This is a genomic window from Nannocystis sp. RBIL2, from assembly GCF_026626745.1.
GTDB lineage: Bacteria > Myxococcota_A > Polyangia > Nannocystales > Nannocystaceae > Nannocystis.
The window spans coordinates 5,301,039-5,323,773 of record NZ_JAPNJW010000002.1 but is presented as its reverse complement, the minus strand read 5'-3'; the positions used below and the strand labels follow the sequence as shown (position 1 = coordinate 5,323,773).

The window sequence follows — 22,735 nt, the reverse complement described above, 5'->3', positions numbered from 1 at the left end:
CGATCGCCGGGCGTCGCTCGCGTCGCTCCGCGCCGGTGTGGTGAATCGCTGCCGAGATCGTGTGACGCGTGTTCGAGCGGGCGGCGAGGTCCGTCAGGGGTGAATCGAGGACGCGGAGACGCGCCTTCGCGCAGCTTGCGCGGGGCCGCAGGTCGGCGTGCCGAGCACGCGGCGCGATGGCTCGGAGCGCGATGGTGCGGGCGCGCGGAGGCCCGCGCCGCCGGCGGTTGACGCGGGCGCGGGCGCGTGAAAAAACCCCGGCGATGAAGTTCACGATCAGGCACCCGTACGCCATCGAGCCGGAGCCGTTCTGGCGCGAGGTGTTCTTCGACCACGACTACAACGAGAAGCTCTACAAAAAAGGCCTCGAGTTCGAGGCGTTCGACGTCGTCGAGGAGACGAGCCCGCCCGACGGCCGCAAGACGCGGAAGGTGCGGGTGACGCCGAAGATCGACGCGCCGGCGGCGATCCGCAAGGTGCTCGGCGACTCGGTCTCGTACGTCGAGGAGGGCCGCCTCGAGGTCGCCGGGCCCAACGCGCCGAAGTGGATCGCCAGGGTCCTGCCGTCCAAGCTGGCCGACAAGACGACGATCAAGGCCGAGATGTGGCTCGAGCGCACCGGGCCCGGTCAGTCGGACCGCGTCGCCGAGTTCGAGATCGAGGTCAAGATGTTCGGCGTCGGCGGGATGGTCGAGAAGTTCCTCGAGAAGACGATGCGCGAGAGCTATCAAAAGGCCGCCGACTACACCAACCAGTGGCTGCGCGCCAACGGCAAGGCGAGCTCCTGAGGCTCAGCGGTCGCGCGGGCGGTCGGCCTCGGGCACGGCCCGCAGCCAGTCCTCGTAGCGCGGCAGCCAGTCGGCGAGGGCGATGAACTCGGGCTCGTCGGCGTCCCAGGCGAACACGAACCACCCGCCGGCCCGCTGCGCGAGCGCGGCGAGCTCGGCCAGCAAGTCCTCGCCGAGGAGCAGCTGGCCGAACCGCGACGGGCCGCGGCCGAGCCGGTCCCAGACGATGTACTCGAGCGCCCCGTACCACTGGGCGCACATGGAGGCCTCGGACACGTGGCGCAGGCGGAGCAGCAGCGCGCTCTTTGCTGTCTCCAGGGACATGTCCTCGAGGTCTGTCATGAATGCCTGTTCGGACATGTCCTCTAGGACATGGCTCAGGGGTTGGCGATCAGCACGCTGACGGTGCTGTCGCCGTTGTTGGCGGTGACGAGGTCGATCGCGCCGTCTTTATTGAAGTCGCCCAGGGCGACGACGTAAGGCGAGGCGCCGACGGGGAACGCCTCGGGGGCAGTGAAGCCGCCGTTGCCGTTGCCGCGCAGGACGCTGACGGTGTTGGCGCCGCGGTTGGCGACGATGATGTCGACGGCGCCGTCGCCGGAGACGTCGTGGAGGAGGAGGCCGATCGGGTCGGCGCCGCAGGGGTAGGGGATCGCGCCGCCGAAGCCGCCGAGGCCGTTGCCCTGGAGGATGAACACCTGGCCGGCGGCCGGGATGGTGACGACCGCGTCCATGTCGCCGTCGCCGTTGAGGTCGGCGACGCCGACGGCGTAGACCTGGCCGCCGGCGGGCGAGCTGGTCGGCGGGCCGAAGTTGCCGAGGCCGTTGCCGAGGGAGACGCTGAGGCTGCTGGCGCCGTAGTTGGCGCTGACGAGGTCGAGGTTCTGGTCGCCGTTCATGTCGCCGACGGCGATCCAGGTCGGCCCGGTGCCGACGACGACGCTGGCGGGCGCGGGGAAGCCGACGCCGTCGCCGAGCAGCACGGTGAGGGTGTTGTCCATGTAGTTGGCGACGACGAGGTCGTCGAGGTCGTCGGCGTTGAGCTTGGCGGCGACGACGTGACGCGCCTGGGCGCCGGCCGGGACCGCGGGCTGGGCCGTGAGCATGCCGCCGCCGCTGTTGAGGTAGACCGAGAGGTCGTTGCCGGTGATGTTGGCGGTGACGAGGTCGGGCGCGCCGTCGTTGTTGAGATCGGGGGTGGCGGCCGCGTAGGGGCCCATGCCGACGCCGAGGGCGCTCAGCGCATTGAAGCCGCCGTCGCCCTTGCCGGTGCGGACGGTGACGTTATTGGTCATGTTGTTGGCGCAGGCGACGTCGTCGTTGCCGTCCTTGTTGAAGTCGGCGACCGCGACGGAGATCGGCCCGGAGCCCATGCCGAGCGGGGCGAACGGCTTGAAGCAGACCTCGCCGGGCATGGCCTGACCGTCGCCGCACATGGCCGGCGTCTCCATGCCGACGCACACGTCGTCGATGCACTCGAGGCCCGGGAAACATGTCGCAAGGGGCAGACAGGGACAGTCCGCCTCGCCGTCGACGCAGGCCACGCTGGTGGTGCTGCTGGTGACCGGAGCCGCGGTGGTGGGCTCGACGGTGGTGGGCTCGACGGTGGTGGCCTCGTCGGTGGTGGTGCCGGTGATGCTCTCGCTGTCGCCGGTGGTCGTGGCGGGGTTCATGGTGGCGGCGGTCGCCATGGTCATGGTCGAGGTGGGCATGGCGCCCGTCGTGCCGGTGTCGTCGCCGTCGCCGCCGCCGCACGCCGCCACCGCCGTCAGCGCGAGGAAATACCGTGTCCAAAAGGCCATGGCGGGAGGATGGCGGGCGCCGCCAGGGGCCGTCAACGCGCAGCGTCGCTCGTCCGGGCCGCCGCGAACGGCAAAGGCGGAAGGGCCTCGGGTCGGCTTGCGCGCGTTGCGCGGCACGCGGCTTCGGGTGCGAAAGGACATGGCGGATGGGCCATGGCACTTCCGCCAGGTGAGGCCGGCGAGGGCGAACGAGAGGCCCAGCGGCGGAGGCGATGGGGCCGCCGACGAAGAGGGCGGCGGCGGACGACGTAGGTCGCGGAGAAGCCAGGTGGAGGGGAGGCGCGGCCAGGGACGAAGCAGTCGGGCCGCGGACGATGGTGGGCCGCGGGTGAGCGGGCGGCGGTGATGGTGACGCCGATGTCGCGAGGCGAGCCGGTCACGGCCCGTGAACGAGGATTGCGGCGGGCAGGCGGCGACTCGGCGAAGGCGGGGCGTTGTCGCGGGCGCGGGGTGAGAATCGACGCGGGGCGGCGAGGCGTGAGCTGCCGGCCAGGCGGCGTGGTCGGGCGGCGCCGGTGGCGACGCCGCGGTCTCGGCGGGCCCGACTGCCGCCGACTCGCACGCGGCCGGCCTGGAAACGGCGTCCGGACCGGTGCCGCCGCGCGGCGATTTCGGGCTATGGTCGCGCCCGCGATGCCCGGCGACTCCCACGGCACCTGGACCCTCGCGATCAGCGTGGTGGCGCTGGTGCTCGGGCCGCTGCTCCACGCGGCGGCCCGTCGCGAGCGCGTGACGATGGCGGCGCTCGACAGCTTCGTGCTGGTGGCGGTCTCCGGGCTGGTGGCGCTCGAGATCGTGCCGCGCGCTCTGGCGCTGGCCGGCTGGCCGGCGTTCCTGGCCCTGCTCGTCGGGCTGGCGGGGCCGGCGATCGCCGAGGGGCCGCTGCGGATGGCGGCCCGCGGCACCCACCGCGCCGCGCTGACTCTGGCGATCCTCGGCATGGCGCTGCACGCCTTCACCGACGGGCTGGCGCTGGCGCTGGCGCACCTCGAGGAGGGCGATTCGCACGGGCTCGAGGTGGCGGTGATCGCCCACCAGCTGCCGGTGGCGGTCGGGGTGTGGTGGCTGCTGTCGCCGGCCGGGTTCGTGGTGGCCGCGGGGGCGCTGCTGCTGCTCGGGGCGGCCACGGTGGCCGGCTACGTGTTCGCCGACGCCTCGTTCGCGGCGCTCGACGCCAGCTGGCTCGGGCTGTTCCACGCGATCGTCGGCGGTCTGTTGTTACATGTCGTGGGGCACAGGTCCCAAGAGACAGATAGCCGCGGGGCCCGGATCGGCGCGACCGCCGGCGGGCTGGTCGGGCTCGGGCTGTTGGTCGCGCTGGCCGCGGAGACGCACGGGGCGGCCGATCCGCTGGCGCGCACTCTGGCGGCGCTGGGCGAGCTGCTGCGGGAGAGCGCGCCGGCGCTGCTGCTGGCGTACGCGCTGGCCGGGCTGGTGTCGGGGCTGATGCCAGAGGCGCCGGTGCGGTGGCTTCAGCGCGGGGGGCCGGCAGGGCAGGCGCTGCGCGGGGTGGTGGTCGGGCTGCCGCTGCCGCTGTGCTCGTGCGGGGTGGTGCCGGTGTACCGCAGCCTGCTGCAGCGCGGGGTGCCGGCGGCGGCGGCGATGGCGTTCTTCATCGCCACGCCGGAGCTCGGGGTCGACGCGATCTTGCTGTCGTGGCCGCTGCTCGGGGCGGAGATGACCGTGCTGCGGGTGGTCGCGGCGGCGCTGGTGGCCTGGCTGGTCGGCTGGTGGGTCGGCGGGCAGGCGCGGCGGATCGGCGGCAGCAGCGAGCCCGAGGCGGGGCCGCGCGGGCCGGCGCTGGCGCGGCTGTGGAGCGGGCTGCGGACGGGCTTCGGCGAATTGGTGGACACGACCGCGCCGTGGATCGGGCTTGGGCTGCTGGTGGCGGCGCTGATCGAGCCGTGGATCGATCCGTCGGCGTTGATGGCGATCCCGGGGCCGCTGCAGGTGCTGCTGTTCGCTACGCTCGGGGTGCCGATCTACGTGTGCGCGTCGGGGGCGACGCCGCTGGTGGCGGCGCTGCTGGCGAAGGGGCTGAGCCCGGGGGCGGCGCTGGCGTTCCTGCTGACGGGGCCGGCGACGAACGCGACGACGTTCGGGGTGCTGGCGCAGGAGCACGGCCGGGCGACGGCGGCCCGCTTCGCGGCTGCGATGCTGGCGCTGGCGGTCGGGCTCGGGCTAATGGTCGACCTGGTGCTGCCGGACCTGCGCGGGGTGGCCGGAGTGCAGCCGCACGCGGGGCACGGTCCGCTGGCCGAAGCGGCCGCGTGGGCGCTCGCAGGGCTGTTTTTGATCTCGTTCGTGCGCCAGGGGCCGCAGGCGTTCTTCGCCCGGCTGTGGGAGCGCGAAGGACATTCGCACGACCACGGCGAGGCCGGGCATGCGCACGGCGGGTGCGGGCACTCGCATCATTCGCATGAGGGGTGCTCGCACGGGCATGGTGTGCACGAGCATCACTCGCACGAGCCTCATTCGCACGAGCATCGCCACGAGCATTCGCACTCGCACGGGCACCACACGCACTTGCACTCGCACGGGCATGAGGCGCACGAGCATCACTCGCACGGGCATGAGGGACACGAGCATCACTCGCACGGGCATGAGGCGCACGGGCATCACTCGCATGAGCATGATGCGCCCGAGGTCCTCCCGCGCGGGCGGGGCGGGCACTCGCATTAGCCCGAGGGCGCGGCTGTAGGCACGGGCCGGGGCCGTCGAGTTTGTCCGACGACGATCATTCTCACGGAATTGTCCCGCGTGGGTGGAGCGGGCGCTCGCATCACTCGCTTGGATCCTCCCGCGCGGCGTGGCGGGCGCTCGCATCACTCGCGGCAGGGCTTGCCGCACGGGGGACGGGCTGGGTGCGGGGGCTCGCTCGGCGGGCGCGGGAGGTCGCGGGCGTCGCCGCGTCGCCGCAGGTGCTCGGCCACTGCGACTGGCGCGTCGAGCACCTGCGCTTCGCGGGCGATCGCCTGGTCGCCTGCTATGACTGGGACTCGCTGGCGACGCGTCCGGAGGTGAGCATCGTCGGCGTCAACGCCCACGGACACACCGCCGACTGGTCGCAAGAGCAGGTCCGGCGCGTGCCGACGCCGGAGGCGATCTTGCAGTTCATCGCCGACTACGAGGCGGCGCGGGGCGAGCCGTTCACCCGCGCGCAGCACCGGGCCGCCCGCGCGTGGGCGGTGTACTCGATCGCCTATGGCGCGTGGATCTCCATCGCGCCCGGAGACACCGACTGGCCCGAAGACTCGTGGCCGGCGCTGCTGCGGCGCTGCGGCGAGGACTTGCTGGGCTGACGGGTGGCGCGGTTGCTCCGCGGTAATGGCATTCGTGGGAGGATGGACTTCGCGGCGGTGCTGCGAATCGGCCCAGCGCGGGCGGCTGCGGGGGCCGGGGCGGGTGTTGAAAGGAAAGGGGGGATATGGGGCGATGGGTGCGCGTGCGCCAGATCGCCGGTGCGAGTGTGCCGGGTGGCACAGGCGTCGACGGGCGGGGCTCGCGGGCACGTCGGGCGGGGTTGGAGACGGCTGATTTAAAGCTCGCGGACCGGTGTTCTGCAGCGCACGTTCGCCGGGTGGGGGTGGGATCAGGGCAGTGCGTCACAGGTGGGAGCGTGTGCCCGATATCAACATTCTGTGATTGACGGTACCGCGGCCTGAAGCAGATTTCACGCAGACGACGGGGCGGACAGACGTACGGTCGGTTCGGTCCGGCGCCGAGAAGGAGAGAGATCATGCTATTTCATTCTGCGAGCGTCCTCGCGGCGAGCCTCGTGTTCGCCATTCCCTTCATTCACGAGTGCGACCTCGAGCCTTCGGGCGGAGGCGACGAGGGTGGCGACGACGGGGGCCCGGGCACCGAGTGCGTGCCGGAGGAGGACGAGCCGGAGTGCCGCTCGTGCCTGCGGATCGCCTGCTGCGACGGGGTCCAGGCCTGCGACGACGAGCGCTCGTGCAGCTGCGTGCTCGATTGTATGTCCGACGCGAGCACCGGCCTCGAGGCGTGCGCCCGGGCGCGCTGCGACGTCCGCGACGTCGCGGCGGCCCTCGAGCCGCTGACGCGGATCTGCGCCGTCGACGAGTCGTGCGGTGGGCCGCGGATCTGCGAGGGCACCGAGGAGCTGCCGAAGCCGCAGTGAGGCCGCGTCGGCGCATTCGTCGGTATGGCGAATGCGCCGACCTCAGGGGGAAGACGTTGGGACCCAGGAACCAGGGGTTGCGGGCCGATCCGGGCGCACGCCGAGGTCGATGCCTGGCAGGTTGCCGAAAATGTCTCGGCGGGCCGAACTTGTCGGTCGTCACTCGGGCCGCAACGACCGTGGTGCAGGCTGTCTCTTGGGACAGCCTCGACTTGCGCGGTGTCGGCGGTCGCCTGTCCTTTCAGACAGGCGTCACTCGGGCGGGGGGTCGAACTGGATGCCCTTGCTCTCGGCGGCGATGATGCCCTTGAGGTCGGCCTCGTTGCCGACGGCGACCCAGGCCCAGCCGGGCTCGCTCTTTTCGAGGTCGAGCCAGCGGGTGATGAAGGCGGCGGCCTCGTCGGGGGTGGCGGCGAGCATGGTCTCGGCGTCGCGGGCGAGGGCGGCGACGATCTCGCCGTCGGCGACCGAGAGGTCGAGGGCGTCGCTCCACAGCGCGGTCCAGTCCTCGCCGCCGACGCTGGCGGCCACCATGCGCGCGCCGAGCCACAGCTGGGCGGCGCCGAGCAGGTCCTGGGCCAGCGGACGCTCGCGCAGGTAGTCGCGGATGACGGTGAGCTCGCGGCGCAGGCGTCGGCTCAGCGGGTCGGCCTCGGCGGGATCGGCGGCCTGCTCGGCGGCCTCGACCTCTTCCAGCGGGTCGGCGGCCGGCTTGCCGCGGCCGGCGGCGCCGAGCGGGACGTGGATCGTGAACACGCCGACGGTGCCGGTGATGCTGAGGCGGATGTCGAGCTCGGCCTGCAGGTGGCGCTGGACCAGGCGCGCGAGGCTGCGGTCGCGCGCGGTCGCCAGCGGGAGCGAGCGGCCGAGGACGAGCAGGCTGCGGCTGCCGCGGCCGGAGGCAGGCGGGTCGACCCGCTCGAGCGGGGCGATCGGCGGGCGCCTCAGGTGCTGCGCCGGCGGTGCGGCCGGACGCGGGCCCTGGCGCAGGCGGACCAGCGCCTCCTCGGTGGCCTCGCCGGCGGCGATCAGCTTGACGCGCTGCTTCCAGCGGCCGGCGAGGTCGGCCAGGGCGTCCTCGTGGGCGGCGAGCCTGTCGCCGGCGTGGACGACGAAGAGGGCGCCGCGCGGGTCGGTGAGGGCCTCCCAGGCGTCGCGCAGGGCGGTCTCGGGGGCGTCCTGCACGGCGGCGGCGGCGATCTGCTCGTGCGCCGGGGTGGTGCCGAGGAGGCGCGCGGTGAGGACCCCGAGCGCCTGGGTCTCGGCGTCGGGCGAGCGCAGGTCGTGGGCGACCTGCTTGCGGGCGCGGGCGAGCGGGCCGTCGAGGCCGGGCGCGGAGAAGATGTCGCCGAGGCCGGCGAGGATGGCGGACAGCTCGGCGTCGACGCCGTGGACTGCGACCTCGTAGCGGCCGGCCCGCGGGGTGAACTCGACCCGGATCGACAGGCGCGCGGCCAGAGCCTCGAGCTCGAGCGCGACGCTGCGGGCGGCGATCAGCGCCGGGGCGCCCTGCAGCGCGGGCTTGAGGTCACCTGTCGGAAAGACCAGGCGCAGGTGCACCGCCGGGGTGCCCTCCTCGCGCAGCCAGTGGACGAGGAGGCCGTCGGCGAGGACGACCCGCTCGGGCGCGGGCCACGGCGGGGCCAGGGCGCCGAGCGCCTCGGTCAAGGCCGGCGGCGCGGCCTCGTCGAAGATCTCGACCTTGACGGTGTCCTTGCGCTTGCAACCTGTCCCGAGGGACAGCAGCACGGCGGTCAGCAGGCAGGCGCGCAGCCGGGGACGTCGGGTCAAGGCTTGGGCTCCGCGGGGCCGATGAGGAGCGCGTCCTCGACGGTGAGGTTGAGGCCGGGGCGGCCGGCGAGGCTGGTGAGGCCGAGCAGGTCGTCGCGGCGGCGCGCGGTCGAGCTGTCCACGGCGACGGGGCCGGGGATCTGCGCCGGCGAGGCGGCCAGCAGCCGGGCCAGGCCGAGGGCGGTGCGGGCGTAGAGGCGGATCGCCTGGGCCATGAACTGGGCCTGGGAGGTCAGCAGCGGCTGGTCGGGGCCGCCGAGGCGGGCCAGGCGGGCGCGCACGAAGGCGGCCGGATCGTCGGCGCCGACGGCCCGCAGGACCAGCGCGGCGCGGCGCGGGTCGGGGTCGAAGTCGCAGCCGATCCGCGACTTGCGGGGCTCCTCGGGGGTGGGCTTCTGGCGGTTGAGGGCGCGGCAGATCGCCCCGGCCCAGGCCGACGAGGCGCCGTCGGCCGGGACCGACCAGGCGAACAGCGGCGGCTTGCCGCCCGCGGCAATCGGCGCCACCGGGGGCCTTGCCGGCACCGGCGAGCGGACCGGCAAGGCGCGGGTCGCCGGCGGCAAGTCGGCGAAGCGGGCCCGGACCTGGTCGAGGATGACCTCCGGCGGCTCGGGGGCGACGACGATGAGGGTGGCGCGGGCGTAGCTGAACTTGGCCGCCAGGGCGGCGGCGAGGGCCGGCGGGGTGATGTCGGCGAGCGAGCGGTCGACCGCCCGGCCGTCGTGGCCGAGGCCGGCGGCGCCGTGCAGCGCGGCGAGGTCGGTCGGGCGCAGGCCGGCGGGGCTGCGCACGTCGGAGCCGGCCCAGCCGAGGCTGATGTCCCAGCGGCGCTTGTCGACGGTGGGGAAGCGGAGCCGCTGCGACTCGGCGAACAGGACCTCCTCGAGGCGGGAGATCGGCACCAGCGACTCGAAGCGGATCTGGCCGGGCCCGGTGGCCAGGAGGTGGACGCCGCCGGCGTCCTGGGCCGCGGCGATCGACTCGCCCGGCCGCAGCTCGCGGTTGCCCTGGTGAAGGTGGTAGGCGAGCGCGTGGACCAGGCCCGGGTGCTCGGGCGGATCGTCCTCGCTGCCGACCTCGACCGCGAGCACGACCGCGGCGACCGGCAGGCTGAGATCGCGGGCCGCGAGCACGCGCAGGCCGCTCGGCAGGACGACGTCGAGGACCGTGTCGGGGCTCGCGGCGGGGCTGTCCTTCGGGGCAGGTTCCGTGGGAGCCGCGGGGATCGCCGGGGCGGGCGCGGGGGCGGCGGGCGCGGCGAGGGCCGCGGGCTCGCCGACGACCAGCCCGAGCAGGGCGAGCGCCGCGCCGAGGGCGCGGGGACGGCGAGGGGCGAGCATGCTGAGGAGGTGGTATCCGCTGGCGCGGGCGAGGGCAAGGATCTCTCGCCTGGGGCCGGCCCGGGGCGGCTTTTTGCCTCACTCGACCGGGGTGAACAGCGGCTCGCCCACGGTGTCGACGCCGAAGCTGCCGATCAGGCTCCGGCCCGCCGGAGAGCGCAGGAACTCGACGAAGGCGCGCACGCCGTCGAGGTCGCCGCCGGCCTGCGGGGCGGGCTCGAGCACGGAGTAGACGTTGTCGAGGTCGGAGCCGCCCTGAAACAGGACTGCGAGCCCGAGATCGCCGCGGCGGGCCAGGAAGGTGGCGCGATCGCTGAGGGTGAAGGCGTGTTCGCGCGCGGCCAGGACCAGCGCCTCGGCCATGGTGCCCTGGACCCGGAGGATGAAGGCGCTCTCGGACGGGACGCCGGCGGCCGCCCACAGCTGCAGCTCGCGGTGGTGGGTGCCGGACTCGTCGCCGCGCGCGACGAAGCGGCGGCCGGAGCCGGCGACGGCCCGCAAAGCGCCGCGGATGTCGGTCGCGCCGGCGACGACGCCGGCGGCCGCGACCGGCCCGACGAGGACGTAGGCGTTGCACATGACGGGGGTGCGCCCGCCGATCCGCCCGCTCGCCAGGGCCTGCGCCTCCTCGACCGGGCTGTGCGTCACTGCGCCGTCGACCTGGCCGGCGGCGAGCAGCTCGATCGCCCGCTTCGAGCCGACTGCGACGACCTCGACCGGCCGACCGCTCGCCGCGGTGAAGGCGGGCCCGAGGACGCCCATGAGGCCGCTGTCGTGCACGCTGGTGGTGGTCGCCAGCCGCAATGGCCGGGCCCGCTCGCCGCCGCCGCACGCCAGGCAGGCGCCCAGCGGCCAGACGAGGCGGGTGACGGCCCGACGGGTCCACATGCGCTCAGGATGACCGTCACCGGCGCGAGAGACAAGCGTCCGCTGCGGCGGGGTCCGGGCGTGTCTCTCGCGACATGTTCCTCAAGGCATGATGTCCGCGAGGACATGTGAGGTGTCCCGAGGGACAGGTCGGGTGTCAGCCCTGGAGGCCGTGGCGGGTGTTGTCCTCGAAGTGGTCGCCGGTGGTCTTGAGGCGGAGGTCGTGGACGCCGCGCCACACACCGCCGGCGCCGCGGACGAGCGGGCGGATGTTGGCGAACCGCGCGAGCGCCTCCGACTCGCGGCGCTCGCTGGCCGACAGCAAGGGGTCGCCGGCGAACAGCAGGGTGGTGCCCCACTGCGCGGGCACGGTGTCGCTCCACAATTGAGTGTGGACGTGGGCGGCGAAGCGGCGCTCGGGGTAGGCGGCGGGGCGGATCGTGCGATAGGCGTAGCGGCCGCGAGGGTCGGTGCGAAACCAGGCCCGCAGGCGCGGCGGTCCGGGCGTTGCGGCGTAGAGGCCGTCGGCGGCGGTGTGATAGGCGTAGAGCACGACGCCTGCGGCCGGGGTGACGCCGTCGGGGCGGTAGACGGTGCCTTCGATCTCCATCGGCTCACCGGGCTCGTCCGGCCCGGCGATCCGTCCCTCGGAGGGTGCGCCGGCGCCGGAGTGTTTGTCGCACGCGCGCGCGCCGTCGGTTGCGAACACGGCGCCGAGTCCGGCGAGGCCCGCCGAGGCGAACAAGAAGCCGCGGCGCGTCGGCGCAGTCCAGGTGTAGGTCGTCATCGATGTGCGAGCACCTCCTCGGCCGAAGATGCGAGCCGCACGCGCGCGGGGCAAGCCGCGCGCGGCGGATGACGGATCGCAGGCCAGGCTGTCGCGCGGGGGAACGTCGATTGCGGCGGCGATCATGGCATTGAGAATTTTGGCAGGGGAAATGGGCGAGCCACGAATGCCGAAGTTCGGCGCGGGAAATCGTCGCGGTGTGAAGGCGGAAATACGCAGGCGAGGCGAGACGCGTCGGAGGCCTCCGCGCGGTGACCCGGAGGCGCGAGTCGGGCGGAGGCGATCGTCGCCAGCCGCGAGGCTGGGACACCGGCGCCGCGCGTCCGAGTTCGGCCGTCGGTGCGGGGGTGTGGGACAGTTTCTCGCGTTCGGGCCGGGCTGACCGGCGCACGTCCGGGTCCGGCGCGAGGGCGCACCGCGCTGTCTCGCCGAGGCGCGCACGTCCGCCGGCGCGGAACCTCGACGAGCCGCATCTCTTGCACCCAGGACGGTGTTACCCTGGCAGCCGATGCGTACCACTATGATCTTCGCCGGTCTCGTGGCGTTCAGCCTGAGTCCGGTGGCTTGCAAGCGGAACAGTGATTCTCGCGGGCCCGACCAATGCGGCGGCCTGTGTGGCCAGGGCACCCGCTGCGAGGGCGGTACGTGCGTGGTCGAGAGCTCGGAGGACACGCCCGCCAAGCAAGAGGTCGAGACCAACGAGATCCCGATGCGGCCGCAGATCACGTCGTGGGGCGAGTGTACCCACGAGCGCGACGAGCTGCCGAAGAAGCACGTCGCGGTCGACGACTCGGCGATCCCGCAATTCGACATCGAGCGCCCGCGGGTGCTCGATTGGAGCGAGGGCGAGGAGCAGCTGAGCGAGCAGGTGCTCAGCGCTCACATGCGCGAGGTCGAGTACGGGATCAACGAGTGTCTGTCGATCGCCGCCTGTTATAGCGGCGGCGGCCTCAAGGGCGGTCGCCTCGACATGGTCGTCAGCCTGCTCGGAAAGACAGGTCGCGTCGACGCCGTGACGGTGACCGCCTCGCGCGGCCTGCAGGTGTTCGGCATCGTCCCGTGCGTGCGCAAGGCCGTGGCCGACCACGAGTTCCCGCGCTACAACGGGCCGCAGATGACGGTGAAGTACAACATCGAGATCGGCGAGGAGTAGGCTACTTGTCGGCGGCGTCGCGCCGCCGCAGCATCCACGCGGTCAGCAGCAGGCACGCCAGCGTGTAGACCGCGAGGATGATCCACACCAGCCCGATGTGCCCGGGCGCGGGGCTGTAGTCGACCGAGGCGTAGACCTCGCAGCTCAGCGGGTCGCCCGGGAACTCGCAGGTGGTCATGTCGCGCGGCTCGAGCAGCGCGGCGATCGAGCCCATCGACTCCATGCCCCAGCGCGCGCCGGTGAGGTACGAGATCGGGGCCAGGACCGCGGGCAGCGGCATCAAGGCCAGCGCGAACACCAATTGGGGGATCAGCGCCAGCGGCACGGTGCTCATCGCCTTGTCGGAGCTCGACACCCAGGTCGAGATCAGGAGCCCGAGCCCGACGCCCGACAGCGAGGTGAGGAACACCGAGACCAGCATGCCGCCCCACAGGCCGAGCGGCGGCTGGCGCGTCATGTCGATCAGGCCGTACTCGGTCAGCGCCACGTAATCGGCGGCGAAGTCGACGCGCAGCAGCAGGAGCACCATCAGCACCAGGCTCTGCACCGCGCACAGCCCCGCGAGCACGCCGAACTTCGACAGCAGGTACGCGGGGATCCGCAGGCTCGCGAGGCGCTCGCGGCGGTAGATCTCCGCCTCCTTCGTGATCTCGCGGACCGAGTTGATCACGCCGAACCACACCGCGACCACGCTGAGCAAGAACAGCAGCAGGCGCCCGTTGGTCGAGGTCGACATGTGCAGCGCCGACGGCCGCGCCGCGAGCAACAGCACCGCGCCGATCACGGGCGCTTGCAGCAGCAAGATCATCAGGTTCTTGCGGTCGGCCGCGATCAGCTTGGCGTAGCGGTCGGCCAGCACGCGGGTCTGGAACAGCCACGACGCGTCGTGGCTCGGCGGCGGAGGGGCCGGCGTGGGCGCCGACGTCAGCGACTCTTCGGCGGCGATCCGGAAGTGGCCCGGGGCGACCGCGCGGAGCTTCGCCCCCGAGGATTGGCTGTCGGTCTGCCGCTCGTAGACGTAGATCCGGTACTCGTCGGAGCGGCGGAACCGGATCTCCCACAGCTCGGCCATCGTCGGCGCGCGCTTGGTCTGCGGGTGGTGTTCGTGCCACAGGCGGTACTCGGCGGCCAGCTCGCCCTGACGCATCACCTCGGGCGGGCCGACCTTGCCGCCCAGCTTGGTGTAGATGTCGGCGAAGTCGCCGCTGGTGACGCCGAACAGGACCAGCGCGCCCGCGGGCGGCCCGTAGTAGACCAGGCGGCCGCCGGCCATGAACGCGACCAGGTCGCACTGGGTGATGTTGGCGGTCGCGTGGGTGACCAGCACGACAGTGCGGCCCGAGTCGGCGATGTACCGCAGGGTGTACATCATCTTCTTCTCGAGCCCCGGGTCGAGGCCGCTGGTCGGCTCGTCGAGGAAGAACAGGTGGGGGTCGGCGAGCAGCTCGGAGGCGATCGAGATCCGCTTGCGCTGGCCGCCGGACAGCTCGGTGATCCGCTGCGCGCGCGCCTCGACCATCTCGACCTCCTCGAGCACGCGGACGATCCGCGCCTCGATCTCGGCCGCCGAGGTGTCGATCGGCAGGCGCAGCCGCGCGGTGTAGCGGAGCGCGTCCTCGACGGTGAGGTGGCGGTGCAGGATGTCGTCCTGCGGCACGTAGGCGATCCCGCCGCGGTACAGGTGATAGCTGGCGTACAGGTCGTCGCTGCCGACGCGCACCAGGCCGGCCTCGGGTCGGCGCACGCCCGCCAGCGCGGCCATCAGCGTGCTCTTGCCCGCGCCCGAGGCGCCGACCAGCGCGACGAACTCTCGCGGCTCGATCACGAGCGAGACGCGATGGAGGATCGCCTTGCCCTCCGGCGTGAGCCGCACCAGCTCGCGCGCGTCGATCCGCATCGCTCCCTTCTGCTCGAACTGATCGAGCGACTTGCCGGTGTAGACCAGCTTGAAGGGGCCGATCTGGAGCACGTCGCCCTGTTTGAGCTCGTGGACGTGCACCCGGGCGCCGTTGACGAAGGTGCCGTTGGCGCTGCCGTGATCGGTCAGCTCGTGGCCGCTGGCGAATGCGCGGATGGTCGCGTGGCGGCGCGAGACCTGGAGGCTCGGCAGCACCAGGTCGCAGCCCTCGCGGCCGATGGTCACCGCGGGCCGGTCGAGGGCGCAGCGCTGCACCGGCGCCTCGGGCTGGGCCTGCGCCCGCTTGCCGAGGTCCTGATAGGTGAGGCTGACGAAGTTGCCGGTCACCGGGTCGGCGATGCGGATCACGTCGCCGTCGTTGAACACGTGCGATTGGACGCGCCGGCCGCGGAACAAGAGGCCGCTGCCGCGGCCGAGATCGACGATCCGGTGGCCCTGCAGGTGCGGCTCGACCCGCGCGTGATGTTGCGCGACGCAGGCCGACTGGATCACCACATCGTTGTCCTGCTTGCGCCCGATCCGCAGCGGGCCCATGCCCAGGCGCACGTCCTGGAGCTTCCGGCCCGCCACTTCGATCGTCAGGTAGGTCGTCGAAGAGCGGACGACGACCGTATCCTCGGGCCCATGCACGCGGGCACATCGTACCCGCTGGCGCCGGCCGCCGGGACTTCCTCGCGTTTCGGCGGGGGCAGGCTGCGGATTCGAGCGCGGGCTGCGCGAACGGATGCCTGCTCAAGCGGACAGGTCGCACACCCGTTCGCGCCCGTCGCGGGCAATCTCGGGGCCCGCCGATCGTGTTAGGCTGAGCGGGAGATGATCCTGCCCATTTCGCGCCCCTCCCGTCTCGGGCCCCTGCGTCTCTCGCACCTGACCGCGGCGCTGACGCTGACCCTCGCCGGCGTGGCCTGCGACGTCGACGAGATGGAGGTGTCGAGCGACAAGTCCGGCGCCTACAAGATGGAGCCCGGCGGCCGCGGCACCAAGGTCCTGACCGCGTCGGACGGCTCGAAGGTGACGATCCAGCGCGACGGCACGGTGACCAAGCCGGACGGCAGCAAGGTCCAGATCAAGAAGGACGGCACGATCATCATGCCGGACGGCAAGCAGGTCCGCGTGTTCCCCGACGGCTCGCGCTCGACGCTGTCGGTCGAGCGCACCGAGTTCGCCGCCGACGGCTCGATGATCGTCACCGCCGACGACGGCTCCCGCACGACGATCGCCCCCAGCGGCACCGTCACCCGCGAGCTACCGGGCGGCGCCCGCTCGTCGATGACGATCGAGAAGCCGACGCCGCCCTCGGCCGCGACGCCCACCCCGGCGCCCACCAAGGCCGCCTCGCCCTGAACGCGGCCCTCCGTCCTCACCGGGGCTCGCTGAAACAAACATGCGCGGAGGGACATGTCCTCCGCGCCAGGTTTTTAAAGACATGAGCGATCGGGCAGGGCCGATCGCTCATGTCGCGAGAGACATCCTCAGCCGCGGCGGAACAGCTCGGGGCCGGGGTAGCGGGCCGACTCGCCGAGCTGCTCCTCGATGCGGAGCAGCTGGTTGTACTTCTCGACGCGGTCGGAGCGGGAGGCGGAGCCGGTCTTGATCTGGCCGGCCGCGGTGGCGACCGCGAGGTCGGCGATGAAGGTGTCGCCGGTCTCGCCGCTGCGGTGGGAGATGACGGCGCGGTAGCGGTTGTGCTGGGCCAGGCGGACGGCCTGGAGGGTCTCGCTGAGGCTGCCGATCTGGTTGACCTTGACGAGGATGCTGTTGGCGACCCCGGCGTCGATGCCCCGCTGCAGGCGCTCGGGGTTGGTGACGAACAGGTCGTCGCCGACGAGCTGCAGCTTGCTGCCGAGGCGCTCGGTGAGCAGGCGCCAGCCGTCCCAGTCGTCCTCGGCCATGCCGTCCTCGATCGAGACCAGCGGGTACTTGGCGGCCAGGTCGGCGTAGAGGCCGACCAGCGCGGCGCCGTCGAGCTCGCGCCCGCCCTCGCCGGCGAGCACGTAGACGCCCTTCTTCTTGTCGTAGAACTCGGAGGCCGCGACGTCGAGGGCGAGGCTGACCTGCACGCCCGGCTTGTAGCCCGCGGCCTCGATCGCCTGCACCAGCACCGCCAGCGCCTCGCCGTTGCTCGCCATGTCGGGCGCGAAGCCTCCCTCGTCGCCGACCGCCGTGACCTTCTTCTGCGCGCGCAGGATCTTCTTCAGGTTGTGGAAGATCTCCACGCCCGCCCGCAGCGCCTCGGAGAACGTCGGGAAGCCGTGCGGCACCAGCATCGTCTCCTGGAAGTCGAGGTTGTTGTCGGCGTGCGCGCCCCCGTTGATGACGTTCATCAGCGGCACCGGCAGCACGTTGGCCAGCGGACCGCCGAGGTAGCGGAACAGCGGCAGCTCGGCGTCGAAGGCGGCCGCGCGGGCGACCGCGAGCGACACCCCGAGCACCGCGTTGGCTCCGAGCTTCGACTTGTTGGCCGAGCCGTCGGCGGCGAGCAGGGCCTGGTCGACCGCGAGCTGGTCGAGGGCGTCGAAGCCGACGACGGCGTCAGCGAGCGGGCCGTTGACGTGCTCGATGGCCTTCTGCACGCCCTTGCCGAGGTAGCGCTTGGCATCGCCGTCGCGCAGCTCGTGGGCCTCGTGCTCGCCGGTGCTGGCCCCCGAGGGGACGGCGAAGCGGCCGAGGTTGCCATCGTCGGTGACGACCTCGACCTCGACCGTGGGGTTGCCGCGCGAATCGAGGATCTCCCGCCCGTGGACGCTGAGGATGACGCTCATGCGCGGGAAGGTAGCGCGCTCGCGTGGGCGCCGGCCAGAGCCGATCGCCGGGGCGAGCGGGCGCGCGGGCCGGGGCGAGCGCTGAACGAATTGGCAGACGCGCGCGACCTGCCGCGAAAATCCCGCGGTCCCGCCGGCCAGCCGCGCGGCTGCTCACTCGCGGGGCGTCGAGATCGTCCGCGCGGGCGGGCGAGGCATCGCAGGGACTGCGTGGCTGCCGGGCTCACCCGAAGCGCGGGATGCGAGCGCAGCCGACCGTCACCCGTCATGGGCGCCAAGGCCGACCTCACCCCGGGCGCCAGTCGCAGCTTCGCTGGGCCTCGGGATGGCTTCGCTATTCTGGCAATTGTGACACGCGCTCGCCGACACCGCGCGCCGTCAGCCATGAGACGGGATGCTCGCGGCATGTGAACCTCGATGACTTCTCGACCGAGTACCGGCGTCGGGGCGGGTCTGCCGGCGAAGTCGGGCGAATGCGTGACAGCGCGCGCCCCGCTGCGCTACCCTGACGAGGGTGACTCGCCGTCTCGCCGTCGTCGCCGCCCTCGCGCTCGCGTGCGGCACCGACAACCAGCCGGCGGTCACGACCGGGCCGGGCGTCACTTCCGTCGCGCACACGACGAGCGGCTCGGACAGCACGACGACGTCGACCTCGACGACGACCTCGACCAGCGGCGCCGAGGACAGCGCCGCCGCGAGCAGCTCGGGCTCGGCGTCGACGTTCGACATGGCCCCGCCGCCCGACCTCGGCGATCCGACGCCCGCGGGCTGCAAGGGCAAGATCGATTTCGTGTTCGCGATCTCGCCGCTGTTCACGATGGCGCCCGAGCAGGAGAAGCTGATCGCCAGCCTGCCCGGGTTCATGGAGACGATAGCGACCGACTTCGCGGACTTCGACCCCCATGTCATCAGCATCAACGCGGACGGGGAGTGGCACGGGGACCTGTGCGAGTCGCCCGACTGGTGCCTGAACAAGGGCCATTGCGGTGCGAACGCCATGGACTACGAGTGCGGGAAGTACGTGGACCAGATCGGGCCCTGCGATCGCACGCGCGGCGCGGGCATTCTCTTCAACGCCGGCGGCTACGCGTACAACAAGCCGTGCGACCTCTACGGCGGGAACCGCTACATCATCGCGGGCCAGCCGGACCCGGTCGAAGCGTTCAAATGTATCGCCCAGGTGGGAATTTCAGGGTCTGATCCGCCGCTGGCCGACTCGCTGGTCGAGGCCGTCTCGCCCGAGCTCAACGGGCCCGAGGGCTGCAACGCGGGCTTTCTCCGGCCCGACGCGCTCCTGGTGTTCGTGCTCATCATGGACTTCGAGGACACTGAATCCTGGCTGAGCCCGAAGAAGGTCCGCGACGCGGTGGTCGCGGCCAAAGGCGGCGACGAGGACTCGATCGTGGCGCTCGCCTTCCTCGCGCCGCTGCTCGTCGGCGACCCGATCCCAGGCTGCAACTACAACGAGCCCCCGGGGCCGATGCACCTCCAGGACGTGATCGAGCTGTTCCCCTACCACGACAGCGGCGATATGTGCGCGGCCGAGTACGCGACGTTCTTCAACGGCGCCGCCGCGAGCCTCGTACGCGAGGCGTGCAACAGCTTCATCCCGCAGTGAGCTGCGCTCACTGGTGGACGCGCGAGGCCCGGGCGAGCCGCACGCCGCCGATCGTCCGCTCGCCGACCATGAAGACTTGATCGTAGGCGTCGAGCGCGAGGTCGGTCGCCGCCGAGGGCTCGGTCCCCGGGAACAGGTGGTCGAAGTTGGCGCCCGGTCCGCCGCGGCCGAGCAGGACGCCGCGGAGCACCTGGCCGTCGTGGACGACGGCGGTGATCAGGGCCGTCCCGTGGGCGCTCCAGGCGACGCCGGTCCCGTACGCGACGGCTGCCGACCACTCGCTCGCGTGGTAGGTCCGCGCGTTGCTGGCGTTGAACGCCTGGAGGGTGAGCATCTGCGTAGTGCCGTCGTCGTTGCTCTCGTTGCCGACGACGACGACGCCGTCCGGATGAGGCGCGCCGGCGAGGAACATGCTGTTCCGCAGCGCGTTCACGGGCACCGCGATCGCCGCCGGGCCCAACGCTTCGCCGGTCTCCAGGTCCAGCCGCACGACAAAGCCGCGGGTCGTGGGGTCGTAGCCGAGCCCGTCGTGCTTGCCCGTGCTCGCGCCGACGACCCACGCCGCGCCGTCGACGATCACCACGTCGAACGCGAGGTCGTCGAACTTGTGGGGCATTGGATCGAGAACGAGCGGCACGTAGTCCCACGGCTTCGCCGTGTACATGGCTGTTCCGTCATGGAGCATCCGCCATGTCATAACGTCCATGTCCCCGAGGCCAGACCCGGCGAAGCCGACCGCGACGATGCCCGCGGCGTCGACGGCGACGCCTCGCACGGTCGGCCCCGCCTCGGTGGTCACCTCGATCCCGGTCGCGTGGCCCTCGGCGTCCAGCTGCACGATCCGCGGCCGCCATTTCTTGTCCGCGCCCTTCACGTTGAGCGCGACCCAGATGCGGCCGTCCGGGGCGACCGCGACCGCGGCGGCAGCGCCCTCGCGGTCGTCCAGGACGATCGTCTCTTCGGGCCACAGCTCGCCACCGTTGACGCGCGAGCGCTTGCGGATCGACGGCTTCAAGACGCCGTCGACCTCGAAGGAGCCGACCTCCAACAGGTCGCCGTCGCGCGTGACGGCGGCGCCGGCCGCCACTCCGCTCGCGGCCGTCAAGGCCCACGCCTGCCCGCCCGGGGCCGGCGTCTTGACCGTGAACGACACCGCCGGCCAGGCGTCGACGAGCGGCCCGTTCGTCGCGGTCACCTCCACGACGTGGTCGCCGTTGTCGACGGCGCCGAAGATCGGCGCCCGGCCGACCCAGACCCCGCCGCCCTGGTCCTCGAACAGCTCCAGCTCGACGCCGTCGAGCGTGCCCCGGATCGCCGTCGCGTGGTCGGCAGTCACGGTCAGGGGGACGGGGCCGGCCAGGTGTATCGTCGCCGGCACGTCGACCGCGAGGATCCGCGGCGGCACCAGCTCGGCGTCGCCGACCGTGCTGCCCTCGCCGTCGCTCGTCCCCCCGGTGCCCGTCGCCTCGCTCGTCCCGGTGTCGGCGTCGGCCTCCGCGCCCGTCTCCGCGCCGGTGCTGCCCTCGCCGGTGACGGGCCCGGCGTCACTGCCTGTCCCTGCGGACATGTGGGCGTTGTCGTAGGCCACGAAGGCCGCGTAGCTCGGGGCATCTGAGCACGACAGGAGCGCGATGGCCAGGAGAGCGACGGGGACTGGTCGGCGGGTCATGGTCAAAGCGAGTATATGAGCCCGCGCCGCGCTGGCGCGAAGCCGCGCGCGTGAGCGTCGGCAAGGCGGGATGAGCAGTACAGCCAAACTCGTAAGCAGGATTACACCTCCGGCAATGCCCGCGGCCTTCGCGGTCCTGTCGAGACGCGGTCGTTGGCCTCGTAGACCGCGGCGCGTTCAGCCGGAGTGATTCCGTGGTTGACGGCAGCCACTCGGCCACCGCGGTCGAACGAGCGATCTGCGTCGGCGACACACTGTCGCTCGCGAGCTCCTCGGTGCTTCGCACGCCCGTCGCAGACCTGTCCTGACGGACAGCTCATCCACCGGCGCGATCAGACTTCTTGGATAGATCGCATCGTGGCGAGCGAAAGCAGACTCACTACTGCCGGCAGACGGGACGCCGTCGACCGTCCCCGATTCCCTGCCAGGGTCACATCGGCGTGGACGGGCGGCGCGCCGACCGCCTACTATCCCGGGCATGCGCAGGGCGCTTGTATTGTTGACGGCGGCGATCGGTTGCGGCGGAGATCCGTCTTCGAGCACCGGGGCGAGCGAGACGACCACGGCGACGACGGACGGGCCGGCGACCACGGGGCCGACGAGCTCGTCGACGGCGGCGCCGACGACCACGGGGGCGCCGCTGGCCCCGGGCGAGTGCGAGAGCCCGATCGAACCTGTCCTTTTGACCAGCGCGCGGGTCAGCCTCGACGCCGAGGGGCGGATGCACGACGAGCACGGGCGCGACGTGCTGCTGCGCGGGGTCAACACGGGCGGGCGTTCGAAGTGGGCGCCGTTCGTGCCATTCCCGATCGACGCCGAGGCGGAGCAGGCGGCGTTCACGGCCGAGGCGGAGCAGTTCTTCGCCCGCCTGTCGGGCTGGGGCGTCAACGTGGTGCGGCTGCTCTTCTCGTGGGAGGCGCTCGAGCCGACGCCGGGGCAGTACGACGCGCGCTACCTCGACCGCTACGCGGCCATGGTCGATGTCGCGTGGTCGCACGGCCTGCGCGTGGTCGTCGACTTCCACCAGGACATCTACACCTCGACGTACTGTGGTGACGGCTTCCCGCCGTGGACCTTGCCGCAAGATCCGCCGCCCGAGCCGCACACCTGTCCGGACGCCGACTGGGGGCTCAAGTACGTCCTCGACGGCGACGTGCGCGCCGCGTTCGACCGCTTCTGGGCCGACGAGGACGGGCTGCACGCGAAGTTCTTCGCCATGTGGGGACAGATGATCGCGCGGGTGGGCGACCACCCCGGCGTGGTGGGGCTCGAGATCCTCAACGAGCCCGGCTCGGGCACCGCGGGCGACGTCGCGGGGTGGAAGCACGAGACGCTGAACCCGTTCCACACCGAGGCGGTGGCGCAGCTGCGAGCGCTGGCCGGCGACGAGCTGCTCATCCTCTTCAACAACCCGGGGACCGACGCGGTCGGCTTCCAGCCGATCGAGCACGTGCGGCCCGAGGGCTCGGGGCTCGTGTACGCCGCGCACATGTACGACCCCGGGCTCGTCAAGGGTTTGCCGGCGGTCGGGCTGATGCCGGAGCCGTTCCTCGATAGCATCGCCGATTTCGCGGCGGCGGAGGGGCTGGGCGTGCTCATCGGTGAATTCGGCTACGGCCACGGGGCGGTCGGCGCCGAGGAGTGGCTCGCCCGCGCCCTCGCCCATATGGACGCGCGGCGATTGTCGGCCACGCTGTGGGAGTGTTCGCAGAACGAGGTCGAGTGGAACGCGGAGGACCTGTCGGTGCTCGAAGCCGACGGCAGCGAGCGCGACACTCTCGACGTGTTCGTCCGCCCGTACCTGCGCGCGGTCGCCGGCACGGACAGCGCGTTCGCCTGGGACCAAAAGACGGCCACGGCGAGCTGGACCGGCGACGGCGGAGTCAGCGAGATCGCCCTGCCGACGCGGCGCTTCGACGCGGCCTCGCTCGACATCGAACTGACCACGACGGCCGGACCGGAGGGCGCTTGCTGGACGCTCGACCCGAGCCGCGGCGAGCTGCGCGTCCAGGCCCCGGACGGAGCCCAGGTCGAGGTGCGCGTGACGGTCGCCGATTGAGCGGTGCGACTGGTTTCGCGGGTCGGCGAACAATTGT

General features: G+C 72.3%; 17 protein-coding genes. 8 read left to right on the top strand and 9 right to left on the bottom strand.

The genetic code is table 11. The annotated features are described in order from the left end of the window. The first annotated feature begins 263 nt into the window (after positions 1–263). Positions 264–788 (top strand): DUF2505 domain-containing protein, encoded by a 525-nt coding sequence (locus OV090_RS46000; RefSeq protein ID WP_267711385.1) that lies wholly within the window; start codon positions 264–266, stop codon positions 786–788. Between the two features lie 3 nt (positions 789–791). Here OV090_RS46000 and OV090_RS45995 read toward each other — a convergent pair whose 3' ends face one another. Both OV090_RS45995 and OV090_RS45990 read right to left on the bottom strand, forming a co-directional pair. Beyond that, positions 792–1,148, bottom strand: coding sequence for a hypothetical protein (locus tag OV090_RS45995; RefSeq protein WP_267711383.1), 357 nt, complete (start codon positions 1,146–1,148; stop codon positions 792–794). Between the two features lie 17 nt (positions 1,149–1,165). Further along, positions 1,166–2,590, bottom strand: a complete 1,425-nt coding sequence (locus OV090_RS45990) for a VCBS repeat-containing protein (protein WP_267711381.1) — start codon at positions 2,588–2,590, stop codon at positions 1,166–1,168. Positions 2,591–3,223: 633 nt separating this feature from the next. Here OV090_RS45990 and OV090_RS45985 point away from each other — a divergent pair. The 3 genes from OV090_RS45985 to OV090_RS45975 all read left to right on the top strand — a co-directional run bounded on the left by OV090_RS45985 (position 3,224) and on the right by OV090_RS45975 (position 6,734). Continuing rightward, a complete protein-coding gene (locus OV090_RS45985) occupies positions 3,224–5,272 on the top strand; it encodes a permease (RefSeq protein ID WP_267711380.1) in 2,049 nt (682 codons plus the stop codon). Positions 5,273–5,454: 182 nt separating this feature from the next. Beyond that, positions 5,455–5,892, top strand: coding sequence for a hypothetical protein (locus OV090_RS45980; protein WP_267711379.1), 438 nt, complete (start codon positions 5,455–5,457; stop codon positions 5,890–5,892). Between the two features lie 437 nt (positions 5,893–6,329). Next, a complete protein-coding gene (locus tag OV090_RS45975; RefSeq protein ID WP_267711377.1) occupies positions 6,330–6,734 on the top strand; it encodes a hypothetical protein in 405 nt (134 codons plus the stop codon). Between the two features lie 252 nt (positions 6,735–6,986). Here OV090_RS45975 and OV090_RS45970 read toward each other — a convergent pair whose 3' ends face one another. The 4 genes from OV090_RS45970 to OV090_RS45955 all read right to left on the bottom strand — a co-directional run bounded on the left by OV090_RS45970 (position 6,987) and on the right by OV090_RS45955 (position 11,519). Continuing rightward, positions 6,987–8,525 (bottom strand): hypothetical protein, encoded by a 1,539-nt coding sequence (locus tag OV090_RS45970; RefSeq protein ID WP_267711376.1) that lies wholly within the window; start codon positions 8,523–8,525, stop codon positions 6,987–6,989. Then, the gene (locus tag OV090_RS45965; protein ID WP_267711374.1) at positions 8,522–9,865 is read right to left on the bottom strand and encodes a hypothetical protein; all 1,344 of its coding nucleotides are present in this window, start codon (positions 9,863–9,865) and stop codon (positions 8,522–8,524) included. The genes OV090_RS45970 and OV090_RS45965 overlap by 4 nt, the downstream gene beginning before the upstream one ends. 78 nt (positions 9,866–9,943) lie before the next feature. Then, positions 9,944–10,753 carry a substrate-binding domain-containing protein gene (locus tag OV090_RS45960; RefSeq protein ID WP_267711373.1) on the bottom strand — a complete coding sequence of 270 codons (810 nt, stop codon included), beginning with the start codon at positions 10,751–10,753 and terminating at the stop codon, positions 9,944–9,946. A 136-nt stretch (positions 10,754–10,889) separates the two neighbouring features. After that, positions 10,890–11,519 carry a hypothetical protein gene (locus OV090_RS45955; RefSeq protein ID WP_267711372.1) on the bottom strand — a complete coding sequence of 210 codons (630 nt, stop codon included), beginning with the start codon at positions 11,517–11,519 and terminating at the stop codon, positions 10,890–10,892. Positions 11,520–12,027: 508 nt separating this feature from the next. On the opposite strand from OV090_RS45955, the gene OV090_RS45950 reads away from it, so the two are divergent. Beyond that, the gene (locus OV090_RS45950; RefSeq protein ID WP_267711370.1) at positions 12,028–12,672 is read left to right on the top strand and encodes a hypothetical protein; all 645 of its coding nucleotides are present in this window, start codon (positions 12,028–12,030) and stop codon (positions 12,670–12,672) included. 1 nt (position 12,673) lies between these two features. On the opposite strand, the gene OV090_RS45945 is transcribed toward OV090_RS45950, so the two are convergent. Beyond that, entirely contained in the window at positions 12,674–15,220 is a 2,547-nt protein-coding gene (locus OV090_RS45945; protein WP_267711369.1) for an ATP-binding cassette domain-containing protein, read from the bottom strand. 183 nt (positions 15,221–15,403) lie between these two features. Between OV090_RS45945 and OV090_RS45940 the strand changes: the two genes are divergently transcribed. Further along, on the top strand, positions 15,404–15,934 hold the full coding sequence (locus tag OV090_RS45940) for a hypothetical protein (RefSeq protein WP_267711368.1): 531 nt from the start codon (positions 15,404–15,406) through the stop codon (positions 15,932–15,934). A gap of 128 nt (positions 15,935–16,062) precedes the next feature. On the opposite strand, the gene eno is transcribed toward OV090_RS45940, so the two are convergent. Then, on the bottom strand, positions 16,063–17,352 hold the full coding sequence (gene eno, locus OV090_RS45935; RefSeq protein ID WP_267711367.1) for a phosphopyruvate hydratase: 1,290 nt from the start codon (positions 17,350–17,352) through the stop codon (positions 16,063–16,065). Between the two features lie 514 nt (positions 17,353–17,866). Between eno and OV090_RS45930 the strand changes: the two genes are divergently transcribed. Further along, a complete protein-coding gene (locus OV090_RS45930) occupies positions 17,867–18,970 on the top strand; it encodes a hypothetical protein (protein WP_267711366.1) in 1,104 nt (367 codons plus the stop codon). 7 nt (positions 18,971–18,977) lie between these two features. On the opposite strand, the gene OV090_RS45925 is transcribed toward OV090_RS45930, so the two are convergent. After that, on the bottom strand, positions 18,978–20,639 hold the full coding sequence (locus OV090_RS45925; protein ID WP_267711364.1) for a hypothetical protein: 1,662 nt from the start codon (positions 20,637–20,639) through the stop codon (positions 18,978–18,980). A gap of 478 nt (positions 20,640–21,117) precedes the next feature. Between OV090_RS45925 and OV090_RS45920 the strand changes: the two genes are divergently transcribed. Beyond that, complete coding sequence (locus tag OV090_RS45920; protein WP_267711363.1) at positions 21,118–22,698, top strand: cellulase family glycosylhydrolase; 1,581 nt, start codon at positions 21,118–21,120, stop codon at positions 22,696–22,698. Positions 22,699–22,735: the final 37 nt, after the last annotated feature.

Bases quoted from the DNA above. Each gene is read 5' to 3' on its own strand.
- OV090_RS45965 (WP_267711374.1), bottom strand. From the start codon at position 9,865: ATGCTCGCCCCTCGCCGTCCCCGCGCCCTCGGCGCGGCGCTCGCCCTG.
- OV090_RS45985 (WP_267711380.1), top strand. From the start codon at position 3,224: ATGCCCGGCGACTCCCACGGCACCTGGACCCTCGCGATCAGCGTGGTG.
- OV090_RS45995 (WP_267711383.1), bottom strand. From the start codon at position 1,148: ATGTCCGAACAGGCATTCATGACAGACCTCGAGGACATGTCCCTGGAG.
- OV090_RS45975 (WP_267711377.1), top strand. From the start codon at position 6,330: ATGCTATTTCATTCTGCGAGCGTCCTCGCGGCGAGCCTCGTGTTCGCC.
- OV090_RS45925 (WP_267711364.1), bottom strand. From the start codon at position 20,639: ATGACCCGCCGACCAGTCCCCGTCGCTCTCCTGGCCATCGCGCTCCTG.
- OV090_RS45955 (WP_267711372.1), bottom strand. From the start codon at position 11,519: ATGACGACCTACACCTGGACTGCGCCGACGCGCCGCGGCTTCTTGTTC.
- OV090_RS45960 (WP_267711373.1), bottom strand. From the start codon at position 10,753: ATGTGGACCCGTCGGGCCGTCACCCGCCTCGTCTGGCCGCTGGGCGCC.
- eno (WP_267711367.1), bottom strand. From the start codon at position 17,352: ATGAGCGTCATCCTCAGCGTCCACGGGCGGGAGATCCTCGATTCGCGC.
- OV090_RS45940 (WP_267711368.1), top strand. From the start codon at position 15,404: ATGATCCTGCCCATTTCGCGCCCCTCCCGTCTCGGGCCCCTGCGTCTC.
- OV090_RS45990 (WP_267711381.1), bottom strand. From the start codon at position 2,590: ATGGCCTTTTGGACACGGTATTTCCTCGCGCTGACGGCGGTGGCGGCG.
- OV090_RS45950 (WP_267711370.1), top strand. From the start codon at position 12,028: ATGCGTACCACTATGATCTTCGCCGGTCTCGTGGCGTTCAGCCTGAGT.
- OV090_RS46000 (WP_267711385.1), top strand. From the start codon at position 264: ATGAAGTTCACGATCAGGCACCCGTACGCCATCGAGCCGGAGCCGTTC.
- OV090_RS45920 (WP_267711363.1), top strand. From the start codon at position 21,118: ATGCGCAGGGCGCTTGTATTGTTGACGGCGGCGATCGGTTGCGGCGGA.